13 protein-coding genes are annotated in these 15,418 nt (G+C 56.9%); 5 read left to right on the top strand and 8 right to left on the bottom strand.

Annotated elements, in window-relative coordinates; genetic code table 11:
* The first annotated feature begins 26 nt into the window (after positions 1-26).
* The 3 genes from E6C51_RS16045 to E6C51_RS16035 are packed head-to-tail and all read left to right on the top strand — an operon-like array spanning position 27 to position 2,797.
* Positions 27-518, top strand: coding sequence for a TRAP transporter small permease (locus E6C51_RS16045; protein WP_146936179.1), 492 nt, complete (start codon positions 27-29; stop codon positions 516-518).
* The gene (locus E6C51_RS16040) at positions 515-1,795 is read left to right on the top strand and encodes a TRAP transporter large permease subunit (RefSeq protein ID WP_190236717.1); all 1,281 of its coding nucleotides are present in this window, start codon (positions 515-517) and stop codon (positions 1,793-1,795) included. The genes E6C51_RS16045 and E6C51_RS16040 overlap by 4 nt, the downstream gene beginning before the upstream one ends.
* A gap of 27 nt (positions 1,796-1,822) precedes the next feature.
* A complete protein-coding gene (locus E6C51_RS16035) occupies positions 1,823-2,797 on the top strand; it encodes a TRAP transporter substrate-binding protein (protein ID WP_190236716.1) in 975 nt (324 codons plus the stop codon).
* A gap of 347 nt (positions 2,798-3,144) precedes the next feature.
* Here the strand turns inward: E6C51_RS16035 and E6C51_RS16030 are convergent, their stop codons facing one another.
* The 5 genes from E6C51_RS16030 to E6C51_RS16010 all read right to left on the bottom strand — a co-directional run bounded on the left by E6C51_RS16030 (position 3,145) and on the right by E6C51_RS16010 (position 9,162).
* Positions 3,145-3,672, bottom strand: coding sequence for a hypothetical protein (locus E6C51_RS16030; protein ID WP_190236715.1), 528 nt, complete (start codon positions 3,670-3,672; stop codon positions 3,145-3,147).
* Positions 3,665-6,502: a 2Fe-2S iron-sulfur cluster-binding protein gene (locus tag E6C51_RS16025; protein WP_190236714.1), complete on the bottom strand. Its 2,838-nt coding sequence runs from the start codon at positions 6,500-6,502 to the stop codon at positions 3,665-3,667. The genes E6C51_RS16030 and E6C51_RS16025 overlap by 8 nt, the downstream gene beginning before the upstream one ends.
* Complete coding sequence (locus tag E6C51_RS16020; protein ID WP_146936169.1) at positions 6,499-6,771, bottom strand: sarcosine oxidase subunit delta; 273 nt, start codon at positions 6,769-6,771, stop codon at positions 6,499-6,501. Before E6C51_RS16020 ends, E6C51_RS16025 begins: the two co-directional genes overlap by 4 nt.
* A gap of 7 nt (positions 6,772-6,778) precedes the next feature.
* Positions 6,779-8,032 carry a sarcosine oxidase subunit beta family protein gene (locus E6C51_RS16015; RefSeq protein ID WP_190236713.1) on the bottom strand — a complete coding sequence of 418 codons (1,254 nt, stop codon included), beginning with the start codon at positions 8,030-8,032 and terminating at the stop codon, positions 6,779-6,781.
* A gap of 419 nt (positions 8,033-8,451) precedes the next feature.
* A complete protein-coding gene (locus tag E6C51_RS16010; protein ID WP_230987373.1) occupies positions 8,452-9,162 on the bottom strand; it encodes a TetR/AcrR family transcriptional regulator in 711 nt (236 codons plus the stop codon).
* Positions 9,163-9,774: 612 nt separating this feature from the next.
* Between E6C51_RS16010 and E6C51_RS16005 the strand changes: the two genes are divergently transcribed.
* Positions 9,775-11,544 (top strand): ABC transporter ATP-binding protein, encoded by a 1,770-nt coding sequence (locus tag E6C51_RS16005; RefSeq protein WP_190236712.1) that lies wholly within the window; start codon positions 9,775-9,777, stop codon positions 11,542-11,544.
* Between the two features lie 220 nt (positions 11,545-11,764).
* Here the strand turns inward: E6C51_RS16005 and E6C51_RS16000 are convergent, their stop codons facing one another.
* From E6C51_RS16000 to E6C51_RS15990, 3 genes are all read right to left on the bottom strand, one after another.
* Positions 11,765-12,466, bottom strand: coding sequence for a pirin family protein (locus E6C51_RS16000; RefSeq protein ID WP_190236711.1), 702 nt, complete (start codon positions 12,464-12,466; stop codon positions 11,765-11,767).
* Between the two features lie 71 nt (positions 12,467-12,537).
* A complete protein-coding gene (locus E6C51_RS15995) occupies positions 12,538-13,146 on the bottom strand; it encodes an alpha/beta hydrolase (protein ID WP_190236710.1) in 609 nt (202 codons plus the stop codon).
* Between the two features lie 45 nt (positions 13,147-13,191).
* Positions 13,192-14,124 carry a VOC family protein gene (locus E6C51_RS15990; RefSeq protein WP_146936159.1) on the bottom strand — a complete coding sequence of 311 codons (933 nt, stop codon included), beginning with the start codon at positions 14,122-14,124 and terminating at the stop codon, positions 13,192-13,194.
* A 147-nt stretch (positions 14,125-14,271) separates the two neighbouring features.
* Here E6C51_RS15990 and E6C51_RS15985 point away from each other — a divergent pair, with 147 nt between their 5' ends.
* Positions 14,272-15,171, top strand: coding sequence for a LysR family transcriptional regulator (locus tag E6C51_RS15985; protein WP_190236709.1), 900 nt, complete (start codon positions 14,272-14,274; stop codon positions 15,169-15,171).
* Positions 15,172-15,418 lie beyond the last annotated feature (247 nt).

Raw genomic sequence — 15,418 nt, 5'->3', positions numbered from 1 at the left:
AACGGGACTTCGGGGAGGAGGATCTCATGCGACGCCTTATTGACGTAATCTGGTCGATTATCGACATTCTGATGGCGGTGATCCTCGCTGCCATGATTGCTCTCGTTTTTGCCAATGTCGTCCTGCGCTATGGTTTCTCATCCGGCATACGTCAGTCCGTCGAACTGGCGCGGTTGTGGTTCGTCTGGATTGTCATGCTGGGCGCCGCCGTCGTTTTGCGACGCGGGGAGCATCTGGCCGTGGCCGAGTTCTCCGAGGCACTGATGCCAAGGGCCGTGCCGATCCTGCGCCGCCTTTGCTGGATCGTGGTGCTTGTCGCCGTCGTCATGCTGTTCATCGGTGCGCTCAACCAGACCTTGGCAAATTGGAAGAATATATCGCCGCTCACCGGCCTGCCGTCAGGCCTCTTCTATCTTGCTGGCGTCGTGTCAGCGGTTCTGATGGCTTCGATTGCCATCGTTCGTTTCATTGATCCCATGAGCATTGATGCCCGCCTTCCGGAGGATATCCAAGAATGACTCTGATCCTCTTTCTCGGCGTTCTGATCGTCGCGATCCTTGCCGGTCTCCCTGTCGCTTTCGCCCTGCTGCTTTCCGCCATGGCCCTGATGTTGCATCTGGGTACGTTCAGCCCTGATATATTGGCACAGGGTCTGATCAATGGAGTCGACAGCTTCCCCCTGCTCGCCATCCCCTTCTTCCTTGTGGCCGGGGAGGTGATGTCCAAAGGCGGACTGTCGGAACGTATCGTTCGTCTTGCGATGACACTTGTCGGGCACAAGCGTGGTGGCCTTGGCTATGTCGCTATCCTGACCGCCATCGTTCTGGCTGGGCTATCCGGCTCGGCGGTTGCGGATGCCGCAGCCCTGGTGGCGATCCTCTATCCCATGATGCGAAAGGCCGGTTACCCGGAAGGGCGCAGTCTCGGCCTGTTGGCTTCCGGGGGCATCATCGCGCCGATTATTCCTCCGTCCCTGCCACTGATCCTGATTGGTGTCGCCGGCAATATCTCAATCGCCAAACTGTTTATGGCGGGCATCGCGCCGGGACTGATGATGGGGCTGACGCTGATGGCAGTCTGGTCCTTCATCATGCGCAACGAGCAGATCGACACGCTGCCGAAGGCGAGCGGCAAGGAACGGCTGGCCGCGCTGAAAGACGGTATCTGGGCATTGCTGCTGCCGGTTATCATCATTGGCGGCATTCGTTCAGGTGCCTTCACGCCGACCGAGGCCGCCGTCGTTGCCGCTGTCTATGCAATCATCGTGTCCACCTTCGTCTATCGTGCCCTGAATTCGAAGATCCTTCTTGAAGTGCTGGTGACGGCGTGCCGGTCGACAGCCATGGTCATGTTCCTGGTCGGTGCCGCCATGGTTGCCGCCTGGCTGATCACGGTCGCCCAATTGCCTCAGCAGCTTGCTGAAACGCTGCAACCGCTGGTCGACAGCCCGAGACTTCTGATGCTGGTGATCATGCTGATCGTACTTGCGGTCGGGATGGTGATGGATCTGTCTCCGACCGTTCTGATCCTGGTGCCGCTGTTCATGCCGGTCGTGAAGATGGCGGGCATTGATCCGGTTTATTTCGGGCTGATGTTCATTCTCAATTGCTCGATCGGCCTTTTGACACCTCCGGTCGGGACCGTTCTCAACGTCATCTGCGGGGTTGGACGCGTCCCGATGAGCGCGGCCGTGCGCGGTGTGATACCGTTCCTGCTCGCCTATGCCGTTTTGCTCGGACTGTTCATCATATTTCCCCAACTCATTACCGGTCCCGCCAAGTTTCTTGGCGGCTGAGACTTCACAACAGGGAGGAGCCTGAACATGAAAATCTTGAAACTGCTTGGACTGGCAACTGCAATCGTCTTTAGCGGCGTTTCGGCCCATGCCGAGACCGAACTGAAACTGGCCCATGCTGCGCCCGACACGGATTTGCAGCAGACTCTCGCCGTGTTCTTCAAGGAGCAGGTCAAAGCGCGCACGAACGGCTCGGTCAAGGTCACCATTTTCCCGCAGGGCCAGCTTGGTAACGATCAGGCGATGATTGACGGTGCCCGATCCGGCATCATTGATATTGTCATGACAGGCCTTAACAACCTGACCGGATTGGTGCCTGATGCCGGAGCCTTTGAGCTGCCCTTCATGTTTCCGAACCGGAATCTTGCCTACAAGGTTCTGGATGGAGAGGTCGGCCAGGGGGTTTCTGCCCAGTTCACCCAGCATGGCCTGAAAATGCTCGGCTATCCAGAAAACGGCTACCGCAATATGACCAACAATCGCGGCCCGATCCGCGTGCCGGCTGATGTTGCCGGGCTCAACATGCGCGTTAACAATTCCAAGGCCTTGAACGACATGTTTGCGGCTCTCGGTGCCAACCCGACACAATTGCCGGTCGCCGAGCTTTATACTGCGCTTGAGACGGGCGTGGTTGACGCCCAGGATCATCCGATTGGCATTGTCCTGTCCTTCAAGTTCAATGAAGTTCAGAAGTATCTGAGCCTCACGCAACATGCCTATTCCGCGCTGGCGCTTGCCATGAATAACGCAAAGTTCAACGGTTTGACCGCTGATGAGCAGAAGGTGGTCCTCGAGGTGGCGGCAGAGGCCGTGGCCATGCAGCGCAAGCTGGCCCAAGAGAAGGAGGCCTCAATGATCGCGGAGTTGCAGGCTTCTGGCACGAAGGTCAACACGGATGTCGACGCTGCGGCCTTCCAGGCTGCTGTCAAGCCGGTCTGGGATGGTTACATTGCGCAGAATGGCGACGCCGTGGTGAATGCCATCCTCGCCACCCAGAAGTGATCCGCAGAGGCTTTGTTGCGTCGATCCCCCGGTTATTGATAGCAGGCGACGGTTTTTGACCTTCGCATATTTTGTATTGCCGTCAAAGAAGCGCACGACGGGGCCATCTGGGCTGGTTCATCTTGTGGTCTATAGCATACAGCACCGGGCACCATATATGGTGCCCGGTGCTGTAACACTTTTAATCTGCTGCATAATTCAGAATACAGAAGCCAAGATTGGCGTCCATGGTTTCAACGGGATGATTGACCTCGGTTGCCCGAGTTCAAGAGTGGTGGATGAAAGATCCCGTGGATAGGCTTATTTCCACTTGAATCCGATTGATGCAACAATGCCCTTGCGAACCCTCACAAGGCTGATTTTGATCCGGGTATATCGTTTGCGACAATCCAGTCTGCCATATAGCTGACAAGACCACGATCAAAATGCAGTCGCAGACGGTCATCATATTTGTAAAGGATCGAATTGACACCGGCAAAATGCAATGCAGCGCAGGGACTGGCACTTTCGGGGTCGATTGCTGTTCCGCGAGCAACAAGCTCCATCCGTGCCGTGCCGGAAATTTCGATGACGGCAAGCGCGCCGGTCATGGAACTCATCGCCATGCCGTCAAGCCAGCTTTGCGGCTCTGCGGTCAGGTCAAGCCCGACAACCAGAATGCGGTTTCTTGCAAGCCGAAGACTGTAGCGTTCGCCTTTCGCTTGCGCGAGCAGGCCAACCGGCGCAGGAAAATCGAAACGTGCCATTGCGTTGGCGAAATCGCCGCTGATCATAACCTGAGGTATTGCAGGCAAAACCTCCACAGTCATTGCAGGTGAACGGGTAATGGTGCCAACGGTTGTTGCGGCGGACCAGAATTTGGAACGATCAAGCATAGAGGCGTTCTCCCTTGGGATCGAAGGCGCATGGCAATGTGATCCGGGCCTTGCGGCGTTCACCGAGATGCTGGATGTCAATCTCGTCGCCGATGCGCGCTGCACCGCGTTCAATGAGCCCGAGCGCGATGGGGTGATCGACCGCAACGCCCGGATAGCTCGAGGTGACATAGCCGATCGAGCGTATTGCGCCGGAACTGACATCAATCCCATGCGCACCCGTTGGGAGAAGGCCTTTCCCGTCGGCTGGTACCAGTCCGACCAGTTGCATGCGGTCAGCTCGCTGCGCCTCCTCCGTAAGGAGAGAGCGTTTGCCGACGAACTCAGCCTTCTTCTTGTGCAACGGCCCCGATATGCCGAGGTTCATCGGTCGGGTCATGCCGTCGGTGTCTTTGCCGATCACGATGAAGCCCTTTTCGGCGCGTAACATCATCACGGCCTCAATGCCGATGGGCACACCACCGGCCCGGTGCACGCTTTCTTCCAGAGCTTTCCATAGTGGCCCGACCAGATCCTGCCGGATCGAGAGCTCGTAGGATCGGTCGCCGGTAAAGCTGACGCGGGTTGCCCGCAGTCGCGCCTGACCAAAACGGCCCCAGACAGTGGTCATGTGCGGAAATACGGTATCGTCAAGCGAAACATCGATGCCCGCGTCTTCAATCACCCGGCGGGCAAGCGGCCCTGTCACGGTCACGGTTGCGCTTTCGGCAGTCGAATTATGAATGAAAATCTTGCGTTTGGCAAAACGATCCTGCCGCCATTCTTCCAGCATGGCGTGAACGCTTGCCACATGCGAGGAAGAGCAGGACACGATAAAATGGTCTTCGGTCAACCGCACCAGAACGCCATCGTCATAGACGATACCGCTCTCGTTGAGGATGAAACCGTAACGGCAGGTGCCGGGCTTCATCGAGGGAATGGAATTGTAATAGATGAAGTCGAGAAATTCTGCCGCATCCGGCCCGATCACATCGATCTTGCCGAGCGGTGTGGCATCGAAGAGCCCGACGGAGCGGCGGGCCGTTTGCGCTTCTGCCAGAATAGCACTGTGGTCGCTTCCATAACGAACGGGTCGCAGCCATCCACCGTACTCGCCGAGCGTTGCCCCAAGGGCGCGATGCTCTGGCTCAAGTGCAAGTCGGCGCAGGGGTTCCATGCGCTGGCCACCACGCAAACCGGCAAAGCTCGAATAGGGCACCGGCGTGAAGGGGGGACGATAGGTCGTCGTGCCGACCTCGGGTATTGTGCGCCCCGTCAAGGCACCCATGAGGGCCAGACCGTTCAGGTTCGACGTCTTGCCCTGATCGGTTGCCATGCCCAGAGTGGTGTAACGCTTCAGATGCTCGACGGAGACGAAATTCTCTCGCACAGCTAACGCTACATCCTTTGTCGTGACATCGTGCTGATAATCAATCCAGACACGACCCTTCATGTTCGGATCTGGCCAGGCTGGTGTTATCGTGTAGGATTGTGGCGCAGCAACCGGGGGTGCGGCATCAACGGCAAGCGCCTGCGGCAAGGCAGCAAAGGCCTCCGCCAGCGTGAAATGCCCGACAGCGCCGCCCACGACCGTCACGCCGGGAATCTCGGCATCCGGGACGAGAGCGGCTGTGGCTTCCTCGAACCTGAGCTTTCCTCTCGCCTGGGCATAAAGATGAATGGTGGGTGAGAAGCCGCCGGATACGAGAACGCAATCTGTGGCAATGGTCTCGCCATTGTCGAGAATGACGGATTGCACAGCAGATCGACCGCGCGCAGCCGTGATCCGGCCCCGAATGTGGCGGATGTCGGTTGAGGTTTCGCCGGTCTCGCCAACCAGCGTGACATTCGCACCGGCCTCGGCCATGGCGCGCGCCACTTCGACGCCGGTGGAATTGTTGCTCGCAACGACGATCCGCTCCCCCGGCAGGATTGCATGCCGACGCAGATAGGCAAGGCCTGCCTGCGCCGACAGGATACCGGGAAGGTCATTCATTGCAAAAGGCATGGGCCGCTCGATGGCTCCGGCGGCCAGCACAATCCGTTTTGGTCGCAGACGCCACAATGTATCGGCGCGGCCATCACGGTGGCGCTGGTTCAGCGCAATCAGACCATGATCGTAAAGCCCGAAAGCGGTCGTCAGCGGCAACACGCGTACACCGAGGTCCGCCAATAGCGCAAGCGTGCGAGAGAGCCAGTCCAACCCCGCCATGCCGTCGATCTTGGCATCGCGATGCAGCAGGCTGCCGCCCGGACGCACACCGTCGTCGGCCACCAGCACTTTCTCGCCTGCCTCCGCCAGCATCAGCGCGGCTGCAAGCCCGGCAGGGCCCGCACCAACGATGACGGTATCGCAGACATGGTTCACCTGGACCGAAACAGGCCCCTGATGGTCCGGGTTCACGCGCCCAAGACCGGCCATTTCGCGGATGCGCGGCTCAAACAGGTGCCAATTGGGCCACATGAAGGTCTTGTAGTAAAAAGCCGAGGGAATGAAGCGCGCGAAACGGTCGATGAAACCCATTCGGTCTGCGGCAGCCGTCGGCGAGGCATTGACGGCACGCGCTGCCATGCCGTTTCTTGCCAGCGTTGTCGTTGCCCGCTGGTTCAGCAGAAAGCTGCCCTGATGCTCGATATCCACATAGACATTGGGCTCTTCCACACCAAAACCGAAAAGCCCGCGCGGACGGCGATATTTGAAGCTGCGACCCAATATGGTGATGCCTGAAGCCAGCAGCGCGGAGGCGAGGCTATCACCTTCGAAACCGGACACCGTCTTGCCATCAAATGTGAAGCTGATGGGGCGGGTTCGGTCGATTTCGCCGCCGTGGGGAAGTCTTTTCGCGTTCATACATCAGCCTCATGGGGTCCGAGGGCGAGGCCGGGTTTTGCTGCCATGGTCACAGTATCGCGTTCCATGGCGAAGAGTTCGCCGCAGACCATATGCATCCAGATCTCGCGCGCCATGCCCTTCGGATTGTTGCGGAAGCTGAGATAATCTGACCAGCGTTCGGCGCTGACGGCATCAAACCCTTCAGGGCGGGTGTTGCCCTGATCGCCACCAAAATGAAATTCATATTCCGGGCGGGGCCCGCAGAAGGGGCAGGAGAAGATTTGCATGGGTTCCTCAATGTGCGATGCCGGACCCGGCAGCCTCGTCGATGAGGCGCCCACGGGCAAAACGGTCAAGATCAAATGGACGGGAAATGTCATGGTGCTGGCCGGTTGCCAGCAGATGGGCCAGTAGCGTGCCGCCGGCTGGAATGGCCTTGAAACCGCCGGTCCCCCATCCGCAGTTCATGAAAAGACCCGGCAGCGGTGTCTCGCCAATGATCGGGGAGCTGTCGGGAACGACATCGACAATGCCTGCCCACTGACGCATCAGCTTCAGCTGGCGAAATGACGGAAACATTTCCAGCAGGCCGGAAACAACGGTTTCAAGCACGGGCAGATTGCCACGCTGTCCATAGGACGGAATCCTGTCGAGCCCACCGCCGACAACCATTTCACCTTTGTCGGACTGGCTGGCATAGGTGCCGGTTCCAAGGGATAGCACAACCGTATCCAGCGCCGGTTTGACGGGTTCGGACACGCAGGCCTGCAACGCATAGGAGACAATGGGGAGCCGGAAGCCAGCTTTGGCAGCCAACACTGAAGAGTGCCCGGCGACGGCCATGGCAACGCGATCGGCACGAATGTCGCCCTTGGTGGTTTTTACACCCCGGCAACGTCCGCCTTCGATGATGAATTCATCGACCTCACATTGCTGGATAATGTCGACGCCAAGCGCTGAGGCAGCGCGCGCATAGCCCCATGCTACGGCATCGTGCCGGGCTGTGCCGGATCGAGCTTGCCAGACGCCGCCGAGCGCCGGGTAACGCGCATCAGGACTGAAATTGTAAAGCGGCAGGACGCGGCGAATGTCGTCAGGCCCGAAAAGTTCGGCATCCGTGCCATTGATCTGCATGGCATTCACGATCCGCGCGGACATTTCCATCTGCGCTGGCGTGTGCGCAACCGTCACCATGCCCCGTTGCGACAACATGATGTTGTAATTCAACTCGACTGAAAGCCCCTCATAGAGCTTCAGTGCGAGCTCATAGAGCCGCACACTTTCGGGGAAGAAATAGTTCGACCGCACGATCGTCGTGTTACGGCCTGTATTGCCGCCGCCCAGCCAGCCCTTTTCGATGATCGCGACATTGGTGATGCCGTGTGTCTTGGCGAGATAATAGGCGGTTGCCAGCCCATGCCCGCCGCCGCCGATGATAACGACATCATAGCGCGGCTTCGGTTCTGGAGACGTCCAGGCTTTTTCCCAGCCTTTCTGATCGTTCAGCCCTTCCTTGAGCAGTGTCAGGGCGGAGTAATGTCGGGTCATGCCTTGGGCCTTCTGCAATCGACGTCGGCGGTATCGGACCGGCGGTCCGGTGGGGCCGCCGCAGGTGGTAAAGCTTTTGCCTATCGTGTGACCATATCCGCTGGAGGTAACATAACCCACGCGTGTGCTGGTTCGATCCCGCTGTCAGTCCAGCCATATTTTGCAAAATGGTATGCCGCCGAAACGCCGCCGACGCCATCGCTGATAATCGCAACACGATAATTCTTCACGGGAAAGCCTCCAGGATTTGGCTCACAATGCCATGAACGTACACATGTGTCCATACAGCACGATATGCTCTACAGCGCCTCTCACCACATATGGCGCACGAAGGACGCCGTAACGCTTTTGATCTGCTGCATAATTTTCTCCTTAAATCGATTCCGATTTAAGGAATTGTGCCTTGGGGTCAGTCTGGTTCAACTTGAACCTGACAGACCCGAGAAGGCAGGTTGAAAATCCGGGTAGAACTGACGGATTTTTGTATTCAACTCGGCGATCTGACGATCATCGGGCCGTTTGCCTGTAAAGGAGTGCAGATACTCAGGGCCGTAGGAAAAACGGATGTTCGGCGCTTCGATGCTGTCGAGCGTATACTGACCGATCTGGGTGAAATAAATTACCCGAGCGCGCACCGTCGCTTCGATTGGGGGATAGTCATAGCGCAGAAACATTTTGGTCAAGGCATCGACCCGCATGGCATCTGCCTGCTCCACGACAGTATGAACGACGCTCGACCTTCGCGCCCAAAGCCGGACAGCAATGTCCAGTTTTGGATCGAAAAGATGGTCGTCAAACCAGCACTCGAAAACGGAGATGACGGCGCGGATAATATCAGGTTCGGGGCGCATCGCCCGCTCTATGATCGGACCTGTGTTCTTTTGCAGCCATTCGTCCAGCATGGCTTTGTGGAGTTCGTCGCTGCTCTGGAAATGCCAGTAAAAGCTTGAGCGAGCAACGCCCAGCTGCTTGGCCATGATCAGAATCTTCACTCTGTCTATCCCCGCCGAAACGAGGGTTTCCAGAGCCAGTGCAAGCCAGTCTGATCTGGTGAGCGTTTGTGCCCGCTCAGCACTTTCCATATCGCTGTCCGCACTGTCGTCGGACATTTCGATCTGCTGAGTCGACATGAGGTTGCTCCTTGATGTCACATCAGTTTAGCGGATTTTGGCGCGGACATTCAACCATGCCTCGCTTTAAAGAATGTGAAGCCGATGTCTGCCGAGTCTGCCCATGCGTGCCGACGGCATCAGTAGAGACGTTACGGCGCTTCTCATCAAACCTGGCACACAAAGGATGTGGTAGCACTTTTAATCTACTGACATTTATTCAGTACACTTATGTATTGATTGGATCGGTCGATGGCAATTCCTTTGCTTGAAAAAGCGCAAAACATAATTTTCTCCGCAAATCCACTCCGATTTAAGGAACTAGAGTCTGTCAGGTTCAAATTGAACCAGACAGACTCTCGATTCCCGTGTTTTCGTTTGTCTATTCGGGAAAACCGGATTCCACTTTTCCCTGACAAACTCTAGGCCGTAGCCGTGACGAATATGTCTAATCCACATAATCTACACAGAATCTCCACGTGGTCTCAAATCGACTTTGCTAGCCTTTTGCGTGTGAATCCGGCGCGCCGATCCGAAAGACGCTGGCAAAGACGCTATGCCGGAAGGTATGGATTTTGCGGTTTGTAACGACCGTAGATATCGGCAATCCCAACGAATGTACAAGTTCAGACCATGGATGATGATTTCGCAGACTATGAGACTTCTGCGCAGCAGCATACGCCCTGGAGGCGTGTGTTTGCGCTCTTTCGCCCGCACCGCAAGGCTTTGTTGACTGTTCTCGGCCTGATCATCGTCGCAGGCATCTCAGGGGCAACGACGCCCTTCATGATGCGTGCCATCATCGACGATGCATTGCCAGCGCGCGACGCCTCCTTGCTGGTCTGGCTCTGCGCCGGTCTTATTGGTGTTGCCGTCCTGTCGGCCGTTGCGGGCGTGTTGCAAGCCTATGTGTCAACGCACATCGGCCAGCAGCTTATGCATGAGCTTCGCGTCACCCTCTATGAGCATCTGCAATCGCTGTCGCTTGCCTTTTTTTCCACGGCGCGAACCGGCGAGGTCCAGTCGCGCATGTCGAGCGATATTGCCGGTCTACAGTCCCTGTTCACCAATACCGCCACCGATGTTGCCCGCAATGTCAGCGTGGTGCTGACAACCGTGGTGGCAATGATCCTGCTTGACTGGCGTCTGGCGTTTGCGTCACTCGCTTTCATGCCAGTCCTGCTGTGGCTTAACAACCGTGTGGCGGCTCTGCGTGAGCGCCTCACCTTCGAGCAGCAGGAGCGGATTGCCGACATGTCAGCCACTGTCACCGAATCTCTGTCGGCGGGAGGCTTTATCCTCGGTCGCACCATGGGGCGCTCGCGCCACCTCGTGCGGCTCTTTCGCGAGACATCGTCCGACGTTGCGCGGCTGGAATTGCGATCCCACACAGCCGGTCAGTGGGAAATTGCCATCATCATGTTTGCGCTCGATATCCTGCCCTCGCTGACTTTTCTCATCGGCGGCTTGATGCTCGCCTACGGATTCGGTGTGTCGATCGGAACGCTGGTTGCCCTCATTGCATTGCAAGAGCAATTGCTCTGGCCCATGCTCGAATTGTTTGAGGCAAGGGTTGAACTGCGCAAAGCCCGTGCGCTTCTCACGCGCGTGTTCGGCTACCTCGATACCAAGCCTACACTTGTCGAGCCCGAAAACCCAGTCGACGTTGATATCAACGCCATGCGCTGTGATATCGCCTTTGAAGACGTCTGCTTTTCCTATCCTGCCTCCGAGCGCCAGACGCTTGACCACATCACGTTGCGTATCAAAGCTGGTACGCACACGGCGATTGTCGGCAGCACCGGCTCGGGCAAGAGCACGCTGGGCTATCTCCTCGCACGCCTTTATGATCCTGATCGCGGCCGGGTCACGCTGGATGGGATCGACCTCAAGGATTTCAGCTTTGAGACACTCTCGCATATTCTGGGTGTTGTGACGCAGGATCCGTTTCTGCTCAACGCCAGCATCGAAGAAAACCTGCGCTTCGCCAAGCCCGAAGCGTCGGCGGCAGAGATCGAACAGGCGCTTGCACTTGCCCAACTGCGCGAAAAAGTGGCCAGCCTTCCCAAAGGGTTGCAAACCGAGGTCGGCGAGCGCGGCTACCAGTTTTCGGGGGGCGAGCGGCAGAGGCTTTCGCTGGCCCGCACCATTTTGCGCAATCCGCGCATTCTGTTGCTTGATGAGGCAACCAGTGCGCTCGATCCGCAGACAGAAAGTGCTCTGTCCGCAGCGCTTGTTGCGCGTCGAGATCGAACAGTGGTTTCGATCGCCCATCGCCTGTCCACCGTGCGTCAGGCGGACCAGATCGTGGTGCTCGAAGAGGGACGCATTGTTGAAGTGGGAAGCCACGATCAACTCATGGCGGCGGATGGACGTTATCGCCAACTGGCGACCATCGGCTAAACTCGCAAAGCCTGTCTGCCATTTATGACGAACGGCGCTGTAATAAAACCGGGGCTGTCTTTCCAAACAGTCCCGGTCTGGTCCTTCCTGTCATAAAGCGTGAGAGCCGCTCACAGCGCCGTTCGCCATATAGGGCGCACAAAGGACGCTGTAGCTCTCGATTTCTGTATTTTCGTTTGTCTATTCGGGAAAACCGGATTCCACTTCTCCCTGACAAACTCTAAGGCCGCATGTCAAACAACAGCGCCTGACCATCGGTCACCCAATGGAGATTGGGCATCTCTTCGGTGCCAATTTGCAAGCCATCTCCGGCACCAAACCGTTCACCATCGACGGTTGCCAGCCCCTCGACAATCTGGATGAAATAGACCCGGCCCGCTTCTCTTGGGATCTGTGTGGTCATGCCTTCGCGTGGATAGGCAATTGACACACGACTATCGGAGAGAAGCCGTAGCGCTTGATCCTCGGCTTTGCCGCTGGCCAGCAAAGTCCAATCACTTGCCACCTCCTTGGCTGGCAGGTTGGTTTGCTGATAGATGGGCGCGCCGCCTTTGGTGTCTGGAATCATCCAGATTTGCAGAAAATGTGCACCCTCACTGTCCGATGCGTTCATTTCCGAATGGGTGATTCCGCTGCCCGCTGACATCAATTGCACCTCGCCCGGGCAGATGGTGGCGACGTTGCCCAATGTATCCTCATGCTTGAGCTGGCCGGATAGCACCAGAGTCAGAATGTCCATGTCCTGATGGGCATGGGCACCAAAACCTGATCCCGGTACGATACGGTCTTCATTGATCACCCGCAAGCTGGCATAGCCCATGCGGGTGGGGTCGAGAAAGCCGCCAAAGGAAAAGCTGTGATCACTCTTCAGCCAGCCCATATCGGTATGGCCGCGGTTCATCGCTTCGTGGATCAGGATCATTGTTTTCACTCCTGTTCAGGCATGTCGCATTTCACTGTTTTCAGTGAAACGATACGGACATGCGACACACTTTATGGTGCAGTTAAGAAGCCTTGCAGAGCCAAGAGTTCGTCCTGGCGGATTTCGTGGCCGCCATCGTGAATGCTGGTGTCGATGTGGCTGCCCTGAGTTTCAAAATAGTCGATGAGGCGTTCAGTCAGAGGCAGAGGACAAATCGGGTCGCGCCGTCCCGCGGTGATCAGCACTCGTTTGTCCGACAATTGTGCATTGTCGGCAGGCCGCCACGGAATGAGCGGATGCAAAAGGGCCATTCGGTCAAACAGATCACCGTGCTTGAAAGCAACGGCTGCGAGAATATTGGCTCCATTGGAATAGCCAAGGCCATAGACCGCGCGACCGGGGTTGGCTGCCTTATGGTCGGCAATGAATGCCGCCATTTTCTCGCTACGCTCGGCAAGATCGGCCATGTCATAGACACCTTCGCCGGTGCGGCGAAAGAACCTGAGAGCACCATGTTCCGACACATCACCGCGCGGTGACACCAAACCTGAACCGGGCACGATCTGCTCGACCAGTTCGGAAAACTGGTGTTCATTGCCTCCCGTACCATGGAAGGCGAAGATCAGAGGAGCATCGCCCTTTGGGTCGCGTGTCAGTGCAAAATAATGAGAGCTTGTCATGCGTTAAGCCTCCGGTGGCGGGGCGGTGCCCCGCCGGATAAAAGATTAATCGGTAATGGGTTCGAGCAATTGCTCGATATGCTCGCGATGAGCCTCATAACGGGTGGGCAGTTTCAGCGCTTCTCCGAGATGGGCTGTGTCTTCGTCCCGATCAAAACCGGGCTCGTTGGTGGCAATTTCAAACAGTACGCCGCCGGGTGTGCGGAAGTAGATGGCCCAGAAGTAATCGCGATCAATCACCGGGGTCACGTTATAGCCCGTGTCCATCAATGCCTTGCGCACTTCCAATTGTGCGGCGCGGTTTTCGACCGCAAAGGCAATGTGATGGACCGAGCCAGCGCCCGGACGGGCTCTGGCGGCTTGCGGTACCGTTTCGATATCGATGAAATCGGCACCATTGCCGCCTTCAATGGCAAAGCGGGTGTGGTTGCCCTGCTTATCGACCTGCTGATAGCCCATGAAGCGCAGCAATTCGCCTGTCACCGCATCATCCTGAAGCCGCAGGCTTGCGCCATGAAAGCCCTGAATGGCCTCTGCCGTGGCAACACTGCCGCCTTTCCAGCCAATCCGGCTGTCATTATCGACCTCGATCAGCGAGAAGCTGTCGCGGTCCGGGCCGTCGAAGCGCAGGCGCTTTTCGCCAAACACTTCGCTTTCATTTAGCCCGGTCACGTCATGAGCAAGGAGCCGTTCTTTCCAGAAGGACAAAGCACCCTTTGGCACGGCAAAATAGGTTTCGCCCACTTCACCGGTGCCTTGACGACCGGGTGCAATATGCGGAAAGGGGAAGTAGGTCATCACCGAGCCGGGTGTGCCAACTTCGTCGCCATAGTAGAGGTGATACACTTCAGGATCATCAAAATTGACGGTTTTCTTGACGCGACGCAGACCAAGGATTTTGGTGAAAAAGTCGCTGTTTTGCTGGGCATGGGCGGCCATCGAGGTCATGTGATGCAGGCCCTTGATCTGTGTAAGCATGATGACTGTTCCTTTGATTTGCCAGACATTGTGCGAGGCGTTGTGCCAAGCATTGTGTTTCTGTTGGACACAAGATGGTGCAAATCGGCAAAAATCGGAATAGCAATAATATTGACAATATTATTGCAAATTTCGTAATAATGCAGCATGAGCGATTTACAGGATATCAGGGCCTTTCTGGCCGTGGCCGAGCTGCATAGTTTTGTGGCGGCGGCGCGCCAGCTTTCCATGACCGCACCGTCGGTGACACGCGCCGTTGGCGCACTGGAGGAAAGGCTTGGAGTGCAACTCTTGCTGCGCACCACGCGGCAGGTGTCGTTGACGTCTGCCGGTGCGGTGTATGCCGCGCGGGTGGGGCCGTTGCTGGCCGAGTTTCAAAAGGCGGGCGAAGAGGTGCGTGAGCAGCAAGGCGACACGGCCGGTCTGTTGCGCATCAATGCGCCAATGTCCTTGGGACAACAGATTTTGCCGGATGTGGCATCGGGTTTTCGGGTGCAATATCCTGATACTGCGATTTCGCTGAGCCTCACCGACCGCTTTATCGATATTGTCTCGGATAGCGTTGATCTCGCAATCCGGATATCCGAAGCGCCTAAGGACAAATCAACAATCTGGCGCAAAATATGCCGCGTACGTCGTGTGCTCGTCGCGTCTCCCGGCTATCTGGCGGCATTTGGCACGCCATCGGAGCCAGAACACTTGCACGATCATTCTTGCCTTGCCTATGACGAGGATTCGTTGAGCGAGACGTGGGAGCTTTCCAACTCCGGGCGAACGCGCAAAATCAAGGCAGGTAAAACACTGGCCGGCAACAATGGCGATCTGATTGCGCGTTTAGCGGAAAATGGCGAAGGTATAGCCCTTCTGCCGTTGTTTATCGTTGAGCAGGCCCTTGCCGACAACCGCCTGCAACAGATTTTACCCGAGTGGGAGCCACCCGCGCTGTGGCTGACCCTGTACTATCCACCTTATGAAAAGCTGCCCATGCGTGTGGCCAAGTTTTCCGACTTCTTCGAGAATTATGTCACCCACACACGCCCTCTTTAGAGTTTGTCAGGGAAAAGTGGAAACCGGTTTTTCTGATCAGACAAACGGAAACAAGAAAGCTTACAGCGCCGTGCGCCATATATCATAGTACACGACACAAACGCCTTTATGTGCCGTTTACCCCCCTCTGGCTTGCCAGCCATCTCCCCCACAAGGAGGGAGATCGGATAGGCGCTCCCGCTGGTTTTTAACAATGAACCTGTGATTTCCGACACATACAGCGTCCTTTGTGCGTTTTATAAAACGC

This window comes from Gillisella terrae, assembly GCF_004801395.1.
Classification (GTDB): Bacteria; Pseudomonadota; Alphaproteobacteria; order Rhizobiales; family Rhizobiaceae; genus Allorhizobium; species Allorhizobium terrae.
This window is presented reverse-complemented; position numbering and strand designations above follow the sequence as displayed.